Source organism: Algoriphagus oliviformis (assembly GCF_017254915.1).
Lineage (GTDB): Bacteria > Bacteroidota > Bacteroidia > Cytophagales > Cyclobacteriaceae > Algoriphagus > Algoriphagus oliviformis.
In genome coordinates this window covers 1-14,853 of sequence record NZ_JAFKCT010000001.1, presented here as the reverse complement: position 1 = coordinate 14,853, position 14,853 = coordinate 1, and the positions used below count along the sequence as shown (strand labels likewise).

Here is a 14,853-nt window from a genome sequence, read left to right as displayed (position 1 = left end):
ATTGGAAAATTCTAAAATTGCAAGATTGTAAAATTGTGTCAGTCCGAGCGGAGTCGAGAACCCTTCGACTCCGCTACCAATGACGGACTGCGTTTTGTTTTGAAATTATTGGTATTTCGAAATTTTATCTTGATTTAGGCATCTCTAGAGCGGTAACTCTTGTCATTTTCTTTTTGTTAATTCCTGAGTTATTCAGACTCAGGGTGACACAATATTGCTGGAAGTCGAAGGGCATAAACTTACTTTTCGTATTGTCCATTGACCAGTCTCCAGATTCCGAGCGGGTTGCCGTCCTTCAGTGCGTCGGGGAGCAAGTCCTGCGGCATGTCCTGGAAGGCGATCGGACGGGCAAAACGCTTGATCGCATGGGCTCCGACGGAGGTGCTGTTTGGCGCAGTGGTCGATGGGTAAGGTCCGCCGTGCTGCATGGCATAGCCGACTTCCACTCCGGTGGGCACGCCTCTGAAGAGCAGACGTCCGCATCTTTCTTCCAAGAGGTTGAGCAGGAAAAGCTGGTTTTGCAGTTCCTCAGCTTCAGCCCAAACGGTGATGGTCAGCTGTCCGTGGAGCTTCTTGGCGATTTCCAGCAGTTCGTCTTCTGTTTTGTACACCACCATCATGGCAAATGCACCAAAGACCTCTTTTTGGAAGACCGCATCCGACAGCCAGTCTGCGGCTTTGATCTCTGCCAGAGCCGTGCTGCCGTTGATCAGGTGCTTGGGATCGGCGACTTTGACCCAGCGAAGTTCTTCTCTGGATTGCAGGTATTGGATGGAGTCGTAGTAGGCTTGCGCAATGCCCGGATGGAGCATGGGCGCGGAGGCGATGTCGTTGAGCTCAGCGGAAATGGCGTTTTCGAAGGCCTTGGCCTGCGCTTCCGGCACGAAGATCAAGCCTGGGTTGGTGCAAAACTGGCCCACACCAAGGGTGAGCGAGCCGATGAAGGCTTTCGCCAGGGGCACCAGTTCGTTTTCCAGCTTTTTCGAGAAAGTGAAAATCGGGTTGACGGAACCCATTTCCGCATAGACTGGGATGGGTTCGTCGCGCCGGTTGGCGAGGTCGAAGAGCGCCATGCCACCGACGTGGGAGCCGGTGAAGGCGACGGCTTTGGCCAGGGGATGCTGCACCAGCGCCTGTCCTTCGGCGATGCCTCCCTCCACATGGGTGAAGAGTGCCGAGGGCAAACCGGATTTTACAATCGCTTCGTGGACGCACTCGGAGACCTTGCTGGAGGTTTCGGGATGGGCTGGGTGGGCTTTGTAGATCACTGGGCAACCTGCCGCCAAAGCGGAAATGGTGTCCCCCCCCGCCGTGGAAAAGGCCAAGGGGAAATTGCTCGCGCCAAAGACGACCACCGGTCCCAGTGGCGTGAGAAATCTCCGAATGTCCGCTTTCGGCAGCGGGGCACGGTTTGGATCTGCCGGATCAATCGTCGCTTCGACCCAAGATCCCTCTTTCACCATGTTGGCGAAAAGACGGATTTGCCCCGTAGTCCGGCCCAGTTCGCCGTTGATGCGGCCTTCGGGCAGATTGGATTCTTTTACGGCCAGGGGGACGATCTCGGATCGCTTGGATTCCAGGATTTCAGCCAGGGTGTCCAGGAAGGCTCCTTTTTCCTTACCGGGAAGGTTTTTGTAGAAAAGAAAGGCTTCTTGGGCGGCATTGAAAATTGGGTCGAAGTTCATGAAAAGGGAATTTGAGATTTGAACGATTTGAAATTTGAAAAGGGGTAAACTGGAAACCGAAGGCTTCTTCCGTCTTCGGTCTCCGGTCTTCCGTCTCTGTTACAATTTCGGTCTTTTTGCCAAGCCTGTGGCAATGATCGCCTCGATTCTTTCCCTTTCTTCGCCGATCAGGGTCAGCCTTGGCGCGCGAACGTGCTCTGAGCCGATGCCGCAGTGCTGCTCGGCCAGCTTGATGTACTGCACCAGTTTGGGATGGATGTCCAGTTCCAAAAGAGGCAGGAACCAGCGGTAGATTTCCCGGGCTTCTTCGATTTTGCCTTCCTGCACGAGGTTAAAGATGGTGACGGTCTCCTTCGGAAACGCGCAAACCAAACCGGCAACCCAGCCTACAGCTCCCATGAGCAATTCCTCCAACGCGAGCGTGTCCACGCCGCAAAGCAGGGCGTAACGGTCTCCGAATCGGTTGATCATGCGGGTGACGTTGGAGATGTCGCGGGTGGATTCCTTGATGGCTTGGATGTTTTCGCACTCGGCCAGCTCGGCAAACATGTCGATGGTCACCAGAGTCTTATAATCTACCGGATTGTTGTAGATCATGATCGGGAGCTGGGTGGAGTTGGCGACGGTCTTGAAGTAGGTCACGACCTCTCTCGCATCAGCGGCGTAGCGCATCGGAGGCAGGATCATGAGGCCGGATGCGCCAAGTTCTTCGGCTTTCTTCGCCCAAAACAGCGCGTCTTGGGTCGCGCCCTCGGCGATATTCAGGATCACGGGCACACGTCCGTTGATGTATTTTACGGTTTCTCCCGTAAGGGTGATTTTTTCTTCCTGGGACAAAACGGAACTCTCGCCTAGGGTGCCGCCTAGGATGATGCCATTGACGCCGGACTCTAATTGGAAGTCCAGGTTTTTGAAAAATAAGTCCATATCCAGACTGCCGTCTGCGTGGAATTTGGTGGTGACTGCGGGGAATACGCCTTTCCAGTTCATAGTATCTGTGTTTTGTTGATTGCTGATGGGAGGGACAGTGTCCTAAACTTACCCCAAAAGTAGTCTCCAACTCGTGTCGGGTCTTCCACGCGATTGGTTTATTGTGATACGATATTGATTTATTGTTTGTATGATTGTGCTGAAACTGTTCAATTGGGTATCAGTACAGCGCCATGGCCAAGATCATTTCCTTCCAGATCCCCAAGTCCCAGAGTGAGTTTGTACGCTATCAGGAGGACAGGGGGAGGCACTTCTATGACAAGCTCCACCAGCACCCCCAGCTACAGCTCACGGTGATCCGGGAGGGGGCTGGGCAGTTTCTCAGCGGGGATTATCTGGGGCGTTTTCAGGCCGGGGATGTGTTTTTCTTGGGGGAAAATGCCCCGCACGTGTTCCGTAGCGATCCGGAGTATTTTGCCACCGAGCGGGAGCTGAAGTCGACCGGAGATACCGTTTTTTTTGATTTTCAGGCCTTCGGCAAAGCGCTAGGGGAGCTGGAGGAATTGGAGTCGCTTCGGAAGTTTGGGGATTTTGCGGGATTGTGCTTTCAGGTTTTGGGAGAAGGGAAAAGGCAGGTCGTGGAGATTTTTGACCGATTTCCGAAAAGCTCGGGGCTTGGGCGATTTCAGCTGGCCCTGGAGCTATTGGCAATCCTGGATCAGGCGGGCGAGGAGCTTCAGCCGCTCAACCGGCCGGCGTTGATCCGTGGACTCTCGGAGCGGGACGGGAAGCGCATGGACCAGGTGATGCAGTTTGTTTTCGAAGAAAGCGCCCGCGCGATCACCCTACAAGAGGTGGCCGACCGTGCCAATCTGGGAAAGGAGGCCTTTTGCCGATTTTTTAAGCTGCACACCCGCAAGACCTTTACCCAGTACCTCCAGCAAGTACGGATCTCCCAGGCGAAAAAGCTGCTGCTCGAATCCGACCTCGGCGTGGCGGAGATTGCCTTTCAGGTAGGCTTCGAAAACCTCTCCTATTTCAACCGCAGCTTCAAATCTCTGACCGGCCTAAGTCCCCTGGCCTGGCGAAAGTCAGAAAGAACTGGGGCATAGCGGGGAAAATTTTCCCCGAAATCAGTGCTGGCTTTCTTTTGCTTTTTAGGATGGTTTGTTTTTCAATCTGTTGAAATTCAATTCGTTGAATTCCTGTATGCACTGCTTGGCTTGGTCGCGGCATTCGCTTTGGAAATGGAGCGGTAAACCAACAAACTATGAAAAAGCTATTGCTAATGGGTGCGTTTTTACTTGCTGGACTTGCTGTACACGCACAGACTACGAGAGATTTGGAAGACATCAACGAGGACAATTCCTGGTTGAAGCTCGGGATCAACGCCGGGGTTCCGCTTGGCGATGTGGCAGACTTCTCCTCCTTTGCTTTGGGATTGGACGCTGCGGGACAATTTATGAGGACCGACAATTTCGGTTTGGGTATCGCCTCCGGTTACACGCACTATTTCGCAAAGTCTGACGTGATGGGTGCCGAGGACTTTGGCGTGATCCCCTTGGGGGCGATGTTTCGCTATTATCCCCAGCCCGCCGGGGTATTTGTGGGGACTGACCTCGGGTATTCCTTCTATACCGGCGATGGCATGGCCGAAAGCGGAGGTGCCTACGTGAGACCACAGCTGGGCTACCACAATTATGACTGGAATATTTTCGGCTACTACAACCATGTATTCGGTTCCGACACGGCGATAGACGTGCAGACCTTCGGGGTGGCCGTCACTTACAATATCCGATTCAAATAAGTTAACCTTAACCACTTTTTACCATGAAAACGCTAATCATAAGACATTACAAAATCGCGGTCCTGGCAGTGCTGGGCATGATGATCTCTTTGCAGATCTTTGCGCAAGACGGAGGGCTTGACATCGACATCGATCTGGGCAAGCCAGAATGGTACGAACAGCCTTGGGTCTGGGTAGTCGGCGCGGCGGCATTTATCCTGATCCTGGTAGCGCTACTGAGAAGGAAGCGCTAGCCAAAACCCTAGCTATTCTCGAGTACAAAAGGCCACCTTGAAGGGTGGTCTTTTGGTTTTGAGTGAAGCTGAGGTTTGGATTTAGGGGCCTACAAAGAAGAATTTCCGTGACTGGTCGAGCAGAAACCAGAAAAATAGCCCTAATTGGTGAGTTCCTTGTTCGAAAAGAAACCAGAGAAAAAATTCCTAACCATGAAAAAGACCTTACTATCATTCGTGCTTGTTTTTTGCACGACCCTGACCTGGGCTACCGAGCTGGTCAACCTGATCACGGCCTACCAGGCGGATCGAGGCGCCCTTGGCCGACTCTACACCAACCGGCTTTCCGCCGAATATTTTACGCGAATGCTGGCGTTCAATCAGGATTACCTGAAGACCTTGCAGGCGCAGAACTATAATGGGCTTTCCGAAGACGGAAAGATCGACTACGTTCTTTTTAGGAATTTTCTGGAAGAGCAGCTCGCCACCTTGGATCTGGATCAGCGGGCATTTTCAGAAGTCAGCTCGGTAGTTGCTTTCGGAAAACCCCTGGAAGACTTTGTCGTGGCTCGGCGTAGAGCTAAGCAGCCCGACTCCCAAGCGCTCGCTGCGACATGGAATGAGGTTGCCAAGGCAGTGGATGCCCAGCTCAAGGCCGTTCCTTCGACCTCAAAATACACCTCTTGGCAAAAAGCCGAGCTGGCCGCCCAGTCGGTAGAAAGCCTGAACAAAGTCGTGAAAGAAGCCTATGACTTTTACTTTGACTACGATCCTTCCTTCACTTGGTGGATGCCTGAGCCTTGGAAAAAACTCGATGCCAGCATGAAGGCCTATGCCAAGGCTTTGCGCGAGCACTACACCAACTCCGTGAAGGACGACGGCTCAGGGATCATAGGAAAGCCGATTGGTCGCGAGGCGCTTGAAAAGCAATTGGGCTTTGAAATGATCGCCTACACGCCCGAGCAGTTGATTGCGGAAGCAGAGAAGCAGTTTGCCTGGTGTGAAAAGGAGATGCTCAAAGCCTCCAACGAGCTCGGCTTCGGCAATGATTGGAAGGCAGCCTTGGAGATGGTGAAAAACACCTATCTGCCCGCTGGAGCATGGCCGGAGGAAGTGGCCAGATTGGGTGAAGAAGCTATCGGAATCATGGAGAAAAACGACTGGATCACCGTGCCGCCTTTGGCGAAAGAGACTTGGAGAACGACCATGATCTCTGCGGAAAGACAGCGCGTGAGCCCGTTTTTCCTCGGGGGAGAAGTCATCCAGATCTCCTATCCCACCTCCGAAATGAGCCACGAGGACAAGATGATGTCCATGCGCGGCAACAACCCGCATTTTTCCCGAGCGACTGTACAGCACGAGCTGATCCCAGGACACCATTTGCAGCAGTTTATGAACCAGCGCTACATGACGCACCGCCGCATGTTTGGAACGCCTTTTTGGACGGAAGGCTGGGCGCTGTATTGGGAGTTTGTGCTTTGGGATCGCAATTTTCCCCGGGATGCCAAAGACAAAGTGGGCATGCTCTTCTGGAGAATGCACCGCTGCGCAAGGATTATTTTCTCCCTCAGCTACCACCTGGAGCAGATGACCCCACAGCAATGCATCGACCTGCTGGTGGACAAGGTGGGCCACGAGCGCGCCAATGCCGAGGCGGAAGTGAGAAGATCCTTCGAGGGTAACTATGGGCCGCTGTATCAGATTGCGTACATGATCGGCGCTTTGGAGATCTACTCGCTACGCAAAGAGATGGTGGACTCCGGCAAGATGCCTGAGAAGGAATTTCACGACCTGATCATGACCCAAAACGCCATGCCCATCGAGATCCTGCGGGCCAAGGTCACCGGCAAGCCGCTGGACAAAAACCACAAGGCAAGCTGGAAGTTTTTGGATTGAACTTGATTTAGGGAAAAAGCGTATTTTCGATTATGCTTCAAGTTAATTTATGGAAAACATGGAAGTGGAAGAGCTAAAATCAATGCTGATCCAGCGCCTGATGAAGGTGGAGAAAGCCGCTACCCTAGAGCGGATCGAGGATATTCTCGTGCAAGAAGAGATGCAGAGGAGGCTGGATGAGTCTTTGGCGGACATCAAGGAAGGAAGAGTACATTCATTGGAAGAGTTTAGGCAAATGAATGAGAAATGGCTGAAGGAGCGGGGGATAAAGTAGGCCTGTATGATCTACATTTTCCCGACCCGGATGGACTCAACGAAAATGAAATTAAACTAAAAAGAGGAAGGCCCAGCCTTCCTCTTTTGGTTTTGGTCGGTTTGAGTTCGCTTACTCTGGCTTGTCCTTCAGCTTGATCACGATCACGCCGTTTTCGCCTTCCTGGCCATACTTCTTGATCGCTTCTTCTCCTTTGAACACCGACATGCTTTCGATGTCCTTAGGCTCGATGTTTTCCAAAGTTGCTACTTTCTTTAAGCCCGATTTGGTTTCGATATAGTAAGCAGGTTGCTTTCCGCTTCCCGCCACGCTTACGGCAATCTTGGGCGATGTGCTTACTGAAGTCGTTCCGTTTACGGAGCTGGCAGTTGCGTTTCCTGTGCCAGAAACCACCTGGACTTGGCTGCCTGAGATCGATGATGCCTTTCCCACAGCCAGTACCTTGCGTGCCTCCAGTTTGGTGATCTGCTCGGGACTGAGCTCGTTTTTGATGGAGACCATGGTGTTGAGCTGGGTCTTTTTCATCTGGTTTTCCAGGCGGAGGACTTCGTCCATTTGTCTGGATACAGCGGTCTGGTCGATCTTGGGCTGATCCAGCATGCTTTTGAGTTTTTTTGTAGCCTCGTCCAGATCCCATTTGAGTGTGGAAAAGGAGCCTGCATTGTCGGCGTGGAGCTTTTTGATCTTAGCGACTTGCGCGTCGGTGAGGCTGATTTCGTCGCGCATTTCCATCAAGTGGTCTGTAGAATAGATCTTCATTTTGAAGATGTCCTGCGCCTGGGCCACGCCAGTGCCCAGAAGGAACAATATTAAGAGGAGCTTTTTCATAAAAAGGAGGTTTTAGAAATAGTTGGTTTAGTATTCGGTAAGGAGGGAAGCCGTGGGCGATTCCCAGATTTCCATTTCGGTGGTTTCTTCGATGTTGAACAGCAGTTCTTGGTCAGGGCCTTCCTCCAGCGTGATGATGATCACCTCGCCGATGGGAGCCTGTGGAGTGGGCGCTGGTTCTTTTTCTCCCAGGAGAAAAAATCCCGCCGCCAAGGACGCGGCAATCCCCGCCGGAATCCACCAGCTGATTGTTTTTGGCTTTTTCACCTCCGGAAAATCCGGAGTGGGGATGTCCAGGTCTTTCTCGATCATCGCATCGAAAAAGCCGCGTAGGTCTTGATCTTCTTCTGCTCGGTTCATGACGTCACTCTTGTTTTTTCGATCCATTCTTTCAGTCTCTTCTTTCCCCGGTCGTAGTGGGTACGCACCGTGCCGATGTGGAGCTGCATCACAGCCGCGCATTGCTCCAGCGTCATTTCGTGGTAGAAAACCATCAGCATCACCTCCTGCTGCATCTTCGGAAGGCGCCGGATCATCGCTTCGTAATTTTCCGGCTCAGGCTCCTGCTCCTCCCAGAGGATTTCCACCTCCTGCTCCAGCGGCTGCGTTTTGCCGTTTTTCCTGAGCTCGTCTATGGCCGTGAAGCGGATGATGGAGAAGAGCCAGGTCTTGCAGTTGCCGTCGTGCTTCAGGCGGGCTTTTCCCTCCAGGATCTTCAGGTACGTCTGCTGGACCACGTCCTGGGCCAGTTCCCCGTCAAAACCACAGCACTGCCTGGCCCAGAGGAAGGCCTCGCGGTGGTGCTGGCGGAGAAAAGTGTCTAGCTGGTTGCGGTTCATTTACAGTGGTTGATCGGGGAAGGGGCTGCTTTGTATGACAAGGAATTAAAAAAAGTTGGAAAGTTGTCAGGTGGTAAAGTTGTAAGGTTGGCCCAACTTTCCAACTTTACAACCTTACAACTTTGCCCTCCAAGGGTTTCAAAACCCTTGGAGGGCTGACTGAACCTACACCCTATGTGGCCCCAACTTATCCGTCAATTTCGCCATCACCTCAAGCTGGAGCGCTCCCTGAGCGAAAACTCCATCGAAGCCTACACCCGTGATGTGGAGAAGCTGGCCGACTTTGCCGAGCGGGAGTTTGCAGGCAAAAGTCCGCTCGAGCTCGATCTGGAGCATCTCCGCAGGTTTGTCAATGCCTTGGCCAAGCTGGAGATTTCCCCATTTACCCAGGCCAGAATCATCTCCGGCATCAAGGGCTTCTACCGCTTTCTCATGTACGAGGACCGGATCAAGTCCGACCCTTCCCAGCTGCTGGAAGCGCCGAAGCTGGGGCGAAAGCTGCCCGATACGCTCAGCTATGAGGAGATCGTGCAGCTGCTGGAGGCGATTCCTTTGGGAGAGCCGGAGGGCCACCGCAACAGGGCCATGCTGGAAATGCTGTACAGCTCCGGCCTTCGCGTGAGTGAGCTGGTGGAGCTGAAGAAGGGGCAGGTTTTTGCGGAAATCGGCTTTTTGAAAATCCTCGGAAAAGGCAACAAGGAGCGGCTCGTGCCCATAGGCAAAGACGCGCTGAAATACCTCAAGCTCTACGAGGAGTACATCAGGGTTCACCAGGCTCCGGCAAAAGGACACGAAGAATTCGTCTTTCTGAACCGGCGCGGCCAAAAGCTCACCCGGGTCATGATCTTCCTCATCATCAAAAAGACGGCTGAAAAGGCCGGAATCCACAAAAACATCAGCCCGCATACCTTTCGGCATTCCTTTGCCACGCACCTCATAGACGGGGGGGCAGACCTGCGGGCCGTGCAGGAGATGCTCGGCCATGAGAGCATCACGACCACGGAAATCTACACGCACCTGGACCGGAACTACCTCAGGCAGGTGCTGACGGATTTTCATCCCAGAAAATAAAAAGGAGCTGGCAAACCGGACCTTGCCAACTCCTTTGGGGAATCTTTTTGTGTTATCTACTAAACGGCTCTACGACGCTAAACCTTGGGAGCCCAGCTCGCACAGAGCATGCCGTCGGCGGCCAGGTCAGGGTGGGCGCAATCCGGACGGTGGTGGCGCTGGCAGCTGTTGCAGTGCATGGACTTATCGAGCTGCTGCAGGATGGAAAATTGGTCGCAAGTATATTCTTCACTTACCTTCAGCTCATGCGTCTTGCAGAGATTGGCTTCGGTGAAGGAGTTGCAGTGGTTGCAGCTGGAAGCGATTCGGATAGACATGGCGTTTGTGGTTTTGGTTCTAAGGAATTTACCCCAAAAAATCCGATAATGTTTTGTCTGTCAGCTAATATCAATTTTTACTAATTAAAAATAAGAACGGCGGTTGACCTCTTTTCCTAGCTGCTTAGCCTGAGGAAATGGCCGAAAACGTCTGAAAACTTGGCGGTTTGGGTGTCGGTCTTCTAGCCTTTTGCGGTACGTTGCGTTTCACTTCAGCCGCTCCAGACGTCCTTTCCGTTTGACGATGTTTTTGTAATCCCACTGGATAGCCCGGGATTTTTGGAGCCAGCGCTTGAGTTCTTCCGGGTTGATCTCGGACACCTCGTGGTAGAAGATGGACGCGTCCTTGAATTTTTCCCCCAAAACAGCCAGGCCTTCCTCTTCAAAGTCCGCCCCGCTCCAAAACATCAGCCGCATTCCCTTTTTCTGCTTACTGTATCCCACAATCGGGTTGCCGTCCAGAAACCACACCGGATGGGCATGCCAGACCTTGTTTTCGGCATCTGGAAGTTCTTGGGAGATCGTCTCGGCGAGTAGTCCGCAGATCTCCCGGTCAGGGGAAAGCTGGGCTTGGTTGTAGGCTTGGATTTCGGGGTTCATGGCTTGGGATTTAGGGAAGGAACTTCGAAAGAAAATTGGTTAGGTGGTGCGGGCAGTAAAAACTTTTTTCACCGGCTAGGCCTAGTCTCCTGTCAGGCGTATTTTGATCTGGGTTTTGCCTCCCTCCACCACCCAGGCAGGAATGCGTAGCTCGATGCGCTTCAGTCCCTCTATTTGTCGGTCGAGCTCCAGCGGGGCAGGGTAGAGGGATACCACGGAAAGGGTCAGATCCGGATGGGAGAGGTTTTCGAGCCTCAGTGACTTCCCATCCTGTGTCAACACAGCGCCTCCATTCCCTATCTCCACCTCTGCGGTGGTCATCATCTGCCAGGTGATGAGCTTGGTTTCCTCCAACAGCTCAATCTCGTCCTCGATGGTGATGGAAGTGGGGCTGTCCTTGGTAAACTTTCGCGAAGCGGACTTCACCAAGCCCAGGGTCGCAGTGAGGTCAAAAGTCGCCTCGGGGCGCTGCCCGTCCTGGAAGTCCGTCAGCGTAGCCAGGCCTGCGGTGTGGTGCAGGGAGTCGTTGATGGTGAGGGTGCTGTGGCCAAAATTGTTTTTGGTGAGCAGGGTCCAGCGTTCGCAGCTTTGACAGCGGCTCCAGAGGTCGAAACCCGTTTTCTCCAGCTCATGGTAGTTTTGGTTGCCGGGATCGACAGACCAGCGCACGCCATCCAGTTCAAAAATGAAGGAACCCCCGTCCATGTTGCCGTGGTTGACCATGCCGCGGCCGCCTTTTCCCCCAAAATAATAGCCATGGGGATCATCCTCTCCGTCGGTGAAGATCACGATGGGATTGGACCCCTCGCCTTTCCAGGCGGTGGGAACTTGCGCTCCGCCTTTTTCCTGGTACTGGGAAAGCCAGGCCATGGAGGCACCGCTCAGGCGGGAGAGGCGATCAGACACCTCCGAGGCGGCAAGGAAGCGCTGTTTTTCGAAGAAGTTCCTGTTGCCCGACTTGGCGGCAAACCAGGCCAAGACCACGTCCCCTCCCTCGCTCCTCTGGTCTCCGCAGTCGGCAAAGTTGTAATACCAGCCCGAGGGCGCGTTGGAGAGGCTGCGGAAGACGGCGCTCTCCTTGAAGGCGGGGAAGTCGTAGTGGCCAAAATCCTGCCCAAAGGCAGACTCCAGCATGGCCGCCGTGATCACGGAAAAGCTCGTGCCATAGGCCCAGTAGGTGGAACCCTCGGGATAGACGCCGTCGGGCCCATACTCGACGAGGGAGTGCGGCAGCCCGTCCAGCGCCCGGGAGATGGTCTTGGCGGCCAGCTCCGGATCGAGCTCGGCGATGGCTATCGAGGCGGCGATCATGCCGCCGTTGCAGACCTGGTTCCAGTTGTTGCTGCCAGAGGCCCAGCCGGGGGAGCCTCCGTCAGCCGGCCAGCTGGGGAGGATGCCTTTCTCGATCAGGGCCTTTTTGGCGATGCCTTGGGTGGATTGGGGCAGGTCTCCGGCAGTCCAGTCCAGGGCAAAAGCCACCCCGGTGGCCATCTCCGCCACGTCGAGGTAGTGGGAGGGATTCCAGTCCGTAAAGCTGCACACGGCAAGCACCTCTTCGTTGATCCGGCGGAGGATCTGCGGCTCCTGCTCGATCAGGTAGCGATAGCCCAGCATGTTGATGCGCCAAAGCAGCTCCCGGGAGACGGCCAACAGGCGTCGGCCCTCCAGCTCCCGCTGGAGCAGGGGCTGGTCCAGGATGGATTCCGCGTTTGCCCAGATCACCGCATGCATGCTTTGCAGCACGGGATCGGTCTTGAGTTTGGATTTGAGGTTTTTGAGGACTTTGGCATCGTACACCAGACGGGGCTGGGAGCGGCGCAGGTTCTTTTTCAGATAGGCCAGCGACATGGGATTTTCCAGCTGGGGGATGGCCTGCTCCTGGGTTAAGCCGGGCAGGGCGAAAAAGAGAACGAGCAGAAAAGAAAAAAGGCTGGGGGAAGGTTTCATCCGCGGTGGTTTATTGGGTTTGCCGATAGTTTGACAGGGCGTTTTCATGCGCCTTGGTCTAAGATATCGGGAAAATGGCTTTAGGCTATTGCCCAATCCCGACACTTGGTTTTGGTTTGAATGGGGTGTCAGAGTCCTGCCACAAAAATGCCCTTCCAAACAGGCTTGGAAGGGCTGGGATAGTTTTTACTGATTGCATTTTTTATGAGGGAAGCCGCGCAGAATTGCTTTTCTTTTAGCGTTGGAGGCTCTTTAATCCCTAAGAACCACCGACTCAATCCCCGGTTTTTCCGATATCGCTACGCGAATCGGGACGGGCTATGCAACCTGGTTTTCATTGTCCGTCCTGCGGACGCAACGAAAACCTAGTTGTTATATGCCGTTTTTCTCTCCATCGTCAAGTTTGTATAATATTATTCCGATTATTGCTCCACTTAAAAGTCCACCTATATGTGCTGCGTTGTCTATGCCACCAGTTAAACCCCAAAGTAGATTTATCCCAACGTAGATTCCAATCATCATAAAAATGCCTTTCTTACCTTCCTTTGGAAATGCGTTTGTCAATAATAACCCAAGTATTGCACCATAAAGTCCGAATATTGCACCTGAAGCACCGACACTTATTGTGTTAGGATACCACCAAATACTCGCAAGACTTCCACATAGTCCAGATAAAAGATATAAAATAAAATACTTTTTACGACCAAGTAAAGGCTCAACGAAAATTGCAGCAATTACAAGTCCGTAAATATTTAGGAATAAATGCATAATTCCTCCGTGCAAAAACATACTTGTCAATAGTCGCCACCATTCACCACCTGTAGTTTCAAGTCGTCTATTTGCACCCCATTGAAGTAGTTCTATTCCGTTTGGTGATATTATATGAATCCCTGAAAAAATCATTAATAGGAATACTAAAATATTTAGGTCTAAAATAATTGAGGTTGCAAAGTGGTCGCCTTTTGGAATTAAATAGTTTAGCATATCTACTAAATCGTCTTGCTTTGGCTTTTTTCCTGATAAAAATCTTTTTTTTTCAGTTTCGCTATATCCTGGCCATATTAAGGAAAATAAAAGAACTCCAAGTCCAATACCAAATGAACCGAAAATCCAAGCGAATTTGTTTCCGTTTCTATCTTCAAATTTTTCCTTTATTGGCTCTAAAACAATAAAATTATCATCTGCTGTTTGTTTTGTTCTTGCTTCAATTGCTTTCAAAAAATTCTGTCTATCGTCCGAGGTTGGTTTTCTTTCAAAATGGTCTAAAGAATGAAATTTATACTTGTTCATTTTTTCGATGCAATCATTATAAAATGTTTGATATTTATTCTCTTTCTCTTCATTGCTAATTTTATTACTTATTTGCTCTTTGAATTTTACACCATACCAATATTTTGGAATGTCCTTAATAATCTCAGTTGAGTCTTTAAGTATTGGTGTAACAAAATAAACATCGAAATTTAAGTATTGATTGTATTTTCCACTTGTTCTAAAGTCTGTGTAAGAACCACCAAAATATGGAGCAACAGCGAAATCTGTCAATTTGTAATAACGTGCCTTCTCTGTTTTATCAATGTCGCTGATGGTGGATAGTTCTTTTAGTTTACCTGTTGCTGTCGTTAAGTATGCTTGTGAAACAAAAAGCATTGCTGTCATTACTCCCCAAGAAATAATTTGAAAGAAAAATCTTGCTTTGTCAGTATCGCCCTTTTTAACAGTTAATACACGAAAACGCTGTCTAAGCCAAAGTGTAATTGGAATCCAAGGAAAAATTAGCGGTAACCATAAAACCCAAATTTCTTCTTTGATGTCAAGCAGAGAAAACTGAATACAGAGTAACCATCTAAAAAATGCAAGTCCGAAAACTGTTCCAAAAGTAACAGTTAAAAAAGTCGGTAGAATGTGTTTTAGTTTTAAAATATATGTTTCCAATGTCTTGTATTTGTTGTTTGTTGTGTCGTCCTAAAATGGCATATAACGTTTTGCGTATATGTGCAGTACGCAGGAACGAAACTTTAAATTATTACTAACCGCTTGAAAGCGTATTGCACATATACGTTGTTGCACTAAACCTGCGGTAGTTTCTCCGATAAGCAGCCCAAAAGCGGTAATTTTTTGATTCATTCTTAACCGTTTCAATCATGAAAAAAAAGAAAACCTCCTCCAGGCCGCCTGCTCCAAGATAGCGGGATTTGGTGAACTACTGGCCAAGTTCGAGCAGAAAGTTGTCGTGGCCGGCAAGAGCAAAAGCACCCTGTCCAACTATACCCGCCACCTGGCCAAGCTGGCGCTCCACTTCAACGAACTGCCCACCGAAGTCGACCCAGACCGGATCAACGACTACCTGCATCTGGTCAAGCGAAGCCACAACACCCCCTCGGACTCCTACTTCAAGTTCACCGTCTATGCCCTGCGCTTCGCCTACCGCATCGAGGGCATGAAGGACA

15 protein-coding genes and 1 pseudogene are annotated in these 14,853 nt (G+C 51.4%); 7 read left to right on the top strand and 9 right to left on the bottom strand.

What is annotated here, in order from left to right; genetic code table 11:
- Nucleotides 1-239: 239 nt before the first annotated feature.
- Both J0A68_RS00080 and J0A68_RS00075 read right to left on the bottom strand, forming a co-directional pair.
- Nucleotides 240-1,703, bottom strand: a complete 1,464-nt coding sequence (locus J0A68_RS00080; RefSeq protein ID WP_317195090.1) for an aldehyde dehydrogenase (NADP(+)) — start codon at nucleotides 1,701-1,703, stop codon at nucleotides 240-242.
- Between the two features lie 81 nt (nucleotides 1,704-1,784).
- Nucleotides 1,785-2,675, bottom strand: coding sequence for a dihydrodipicolinate synthase family protein (locus J0A68_RS00075; protein ID WP_206576141.1), 891 nt, complete (start codon nucleotides 2,673-2,675; stop codon nucleotides 1,785-1,787).
- A 173-nt stretch (nucleotides 2,676-2,848) separates the two neighbouring features.
- Here J0A68_RS00075 and J0A68_RS00070 point away from each other — a divergent pair, with 173 nt between their 5' ends.
- From J0A68_RS00070 to J0A68_RS00050, 5 genes are all read left to right on the top strand, one after another.
- Nucleotides 2,849-3,727, top strand: coding sequence for an AraC family transcriptional regulator (locus J0A68_RS00070; RefSeq protein WP_206576140.1), 879 nt, complete (start codon nucleotides 2,849-2,851; stop codon nucleotides 3,725-3,727).
- Between the two features lie 158 nt (nucleotides 3,728-3,885).
- Nucleotides 3,886-4,422: a hypothetical protein gene (locus J0A68_RS00065; protein WP_206576139.1), complete on the top strand. Its 537-nt coding sequence runs from the start codon at nucleotides 3,886-3,888 to the stop codon at nucleotides 4,420-4,422.
- Nucleotides 4,423-4,445: 23 nt separating this feature from the next.
- A complete protein-coding gene (locus J0A68_RS00060) occupies nucleotides 4,446-4,655 on the top strand; it encodes a hypothetical protein (protein ID WP_206576138.1) in 210 nt (69 codons plus the stop codon).
- 192 nt (nucleotides 4,656-4,847) lie between these two features.
- Nucleotides 4,848-6,530 carry a DUF885 family protein gene (locus tag J0A68_RS00055; protein WP_206576137.1) on the top strand — a complete coding sequence of 561 codons (1,683 nt, stop codon included), beginning with the start codon at nucleotides 4,848-4,850 and terminating at the stop codon, nucleotides 6,528-6,530.
- 49 nt (nucleotides 6,531-6,579) lie between these two features.
- Nucleotides 6,580-6,804 (top strand): hypothetical protein, encoded by a 225-nt coding sequence (locus tag J0A68_RS00050; protein WP_206576136.1) that lies wholly within the window; start codon nucleotides 6,580-6,582, stop codon nucleotides 6,802-6,804.
- 111 nt (nucleotides 6,805-6,915) lie between these two features.
- Here the strand turns inward: J0A68_RS00050 and J0A68_RS00045 are convergent, their stop codons facing one another.
- From J0A68_RS00045 to J0A68_RS00035, 3 genes are read right to left on the bottom strand one after another with little or no spacing between them, the layout of a single operon-like run.
- A complete protein-coding gene (locus tag J0A68_RS00045; protein WP_206576135.1) occupies nucleotides 6,916-7,632 on the bottom strand; it encodes a Spy/CpxP family protein refolding chaperone in 717 nt (238 codons plus the stop codon).
- Nucleotides 7,633-7,659: 27 nt separating this feature from the next.
- Entirely contained in the window at nucleotides 7,660-7,992 is a 333-nt protein-coding gene (locus J0A68_RS00040) for a hypothetical protein (protein WP_206576134.1), read from the bottom strand.
- Nucleotides 7,989-8,471, bottom strand: a complete 483-nt coding sequence (locus tag J0A68_RS00035) for an RNA polymerase sigma factor (RefSeq protein WP_206576133.1) — start codon at nucleotides 8,469-8,471, stop codon at nucleotides 7,989-7,991. The genes J0A68_RS00040 and J0A68_RS00035 overlap by 4 nt, the downstream gene beginning before the upstream one ends.
- A 174-nt stretch (nucleotides 8,472-8,645) precedes the next feature.
- Here J0A68_RS00035 and xerD point away from each other — a divergent pair, with 174 nt between their 5' ends.
- Nucleotides 8,646-9,542 carry a site-specific tyrosine recombinase XerD gene (xerD, locus tag J0A68_RS00030; protein ID WP_206576132.1) on the top strand — a complete coding sequence of 299 codons (897 nt, stop codon included), beginning with the start codon at nucleotides 8,646-8,648 and terminating at the stop codon, nucleotides 9,540-9,542.
- A gap of 77 nt (nucleotides 9,543-9,619) precedes the next feature.
- On the opposite strand, the gene J0A68_RS00025 is transcribed toward xerD, so the two are convergent.
- From J0A68_RS00025 to J0A68_RS00010, 4 genes are all read right to left on the bottom strand, one after another.
- On the bottom strand, nucleotides 9,620-9,859 hold the full coding sequence (locus J0A68_RS00025) for a hypothetical protein (RefSeq protein ID WP_206576131.1): 240 nt from the start codon (nucleotides 9,857-9,859) through the stop codon (nucleotides 9,620-9,622).
- Between the two features lie 207 nt (nucleotides 9,860-10,066).
- Entirely contained in the window at nucleotides 10,067-10,459 is a 393-nt protein-coding gene (locus J0A68_RS00020; protein WP_206576130.1) for a DUF1801 domain-containing protein, read from the bottom strand.
- Nucleotides 10,460-10,540: 81 nt separating this feature from the next.
- A complete protein-coding gene (locus tag J0A68_RS00015) occupies nucleotides 10,541-12,406 on the bottom strand; it encodes a heparinase II/III domain-containing protein (protein WP_206576129.1) in 1,866 nt (621 codons plus the stop codon).
- Between the two features lie 372 nt (nucleotides 12,407-12,778).
- Complete coding sequence (locus tag J0A68_RS00010) at nucleotides 12,779-14,338, bottom strand: rhomboid family intramembrane serine protease (RefSeq protein WP_206576128.1); 1,560 nt, start codon at nucleotides 14,336-14,338, stop codon at nucleotides 12,779-12,781.
- Between the two features lie 298 nt (nucleotides 14,339-14,636).
- Here J0A68_RS00010 and J0A68_RS00005 point away from each other — a divergent pair.
- A pseudogene (locus tag J0A68_RS00005) lies at nucleotides 14,637-14,853 on the top strand (tyrosine-type recombinase/integrase); the annotation flags it as partial.

Coding starts and splice junctions, on each gene's coding strand:
- J0A68_RS00015 (WP_206576129.1), bottom strand. CDS start 12,406: ATGAAACCTTCCCCCAGCCTTTTTTCTTTTCTGCTCGTTCTCTTTTTC.
- J0A68_RS00045 (WP_206576135.1), bottom strand. CDS start 7,632: ATGAAAAAGCTCCTCTTAATATTGTTCCTTCTGGGCACTGGCGTGGCC.
- xerD (WP_206576132.1), top strand. CDS start 8,646: ATGTGGCCCCAACTTATCCGTCAATTTCGCCATCACCTCAAGCTGGAG.
- J0A68_RS00055 (WP_206576137.1), top strand. CDS start 4,848: ATGAAAAAGACCTTACTATCATTCGTGCTTGTTTTTTGCACGACCCTG.
- J0A68_RS00050 (WP_206576136.1), top strand. CDS start 6,580: ATGGAAAACATGGAAGTGGAAGAGCTAAAATCAATGCTGATCCAGCGC.
- J0A68_RS00020 (WP_206576130.1), bottom strand. CDS start 10,459: ATGAACCCCGAAATCCAAGCCTACAACCAAGCCCAGCTTTCCCCTGAC.
- J0A68_RS00070 (WP_206576140.1), top strand. CDS start 2,849: ATGGCCAAGATCATTTCCTTCCAGATCCCCAAGTCCCAGAGTGAGTTT.
- J0A68_RS00060 (WP_206576138.1), top strand. CDS start 4,446: ATGAAAACGCTAATCATAAGACATTACAAAATCGCGGTCCTGGCAGTG.
- J0A68_RS00035 (WP_206576133.1), bottom strand. CDS start 8,471: ATGAACCGCAACCAGCTAGACACTTTTCTCCGCCAGCACCACCGCGAG.
- J0A68_RS00075 (WP_206576141.1), bottom strand. CDS start 2,675: ATGAACTGGAAAGGCGTATTCCCCGCAGTCACCACCAAATTCCACGCA.
- J0A68_RS00025 (WP_206576131.1), bottom strand. CDS start 9,859: ATGTCTATCCGAATCGCTTCCAGCTGCAACCACTGCAACTCCTTCACC.
- J0A68_RS00040 (WP_206576134.1), bottom strand. CDS start 7,992: ATGAACCGAGCAGAAGAAGATCAAGACCTACGCGGCTTTTTCGATGCG.
- J0A68_RS00065 (WP_206576139.1), top strand. CDS start 3,886: ATGAAAAAGCTATTGCTAATGGGTGCGTTTTTACTTGCTGGACTTGCT.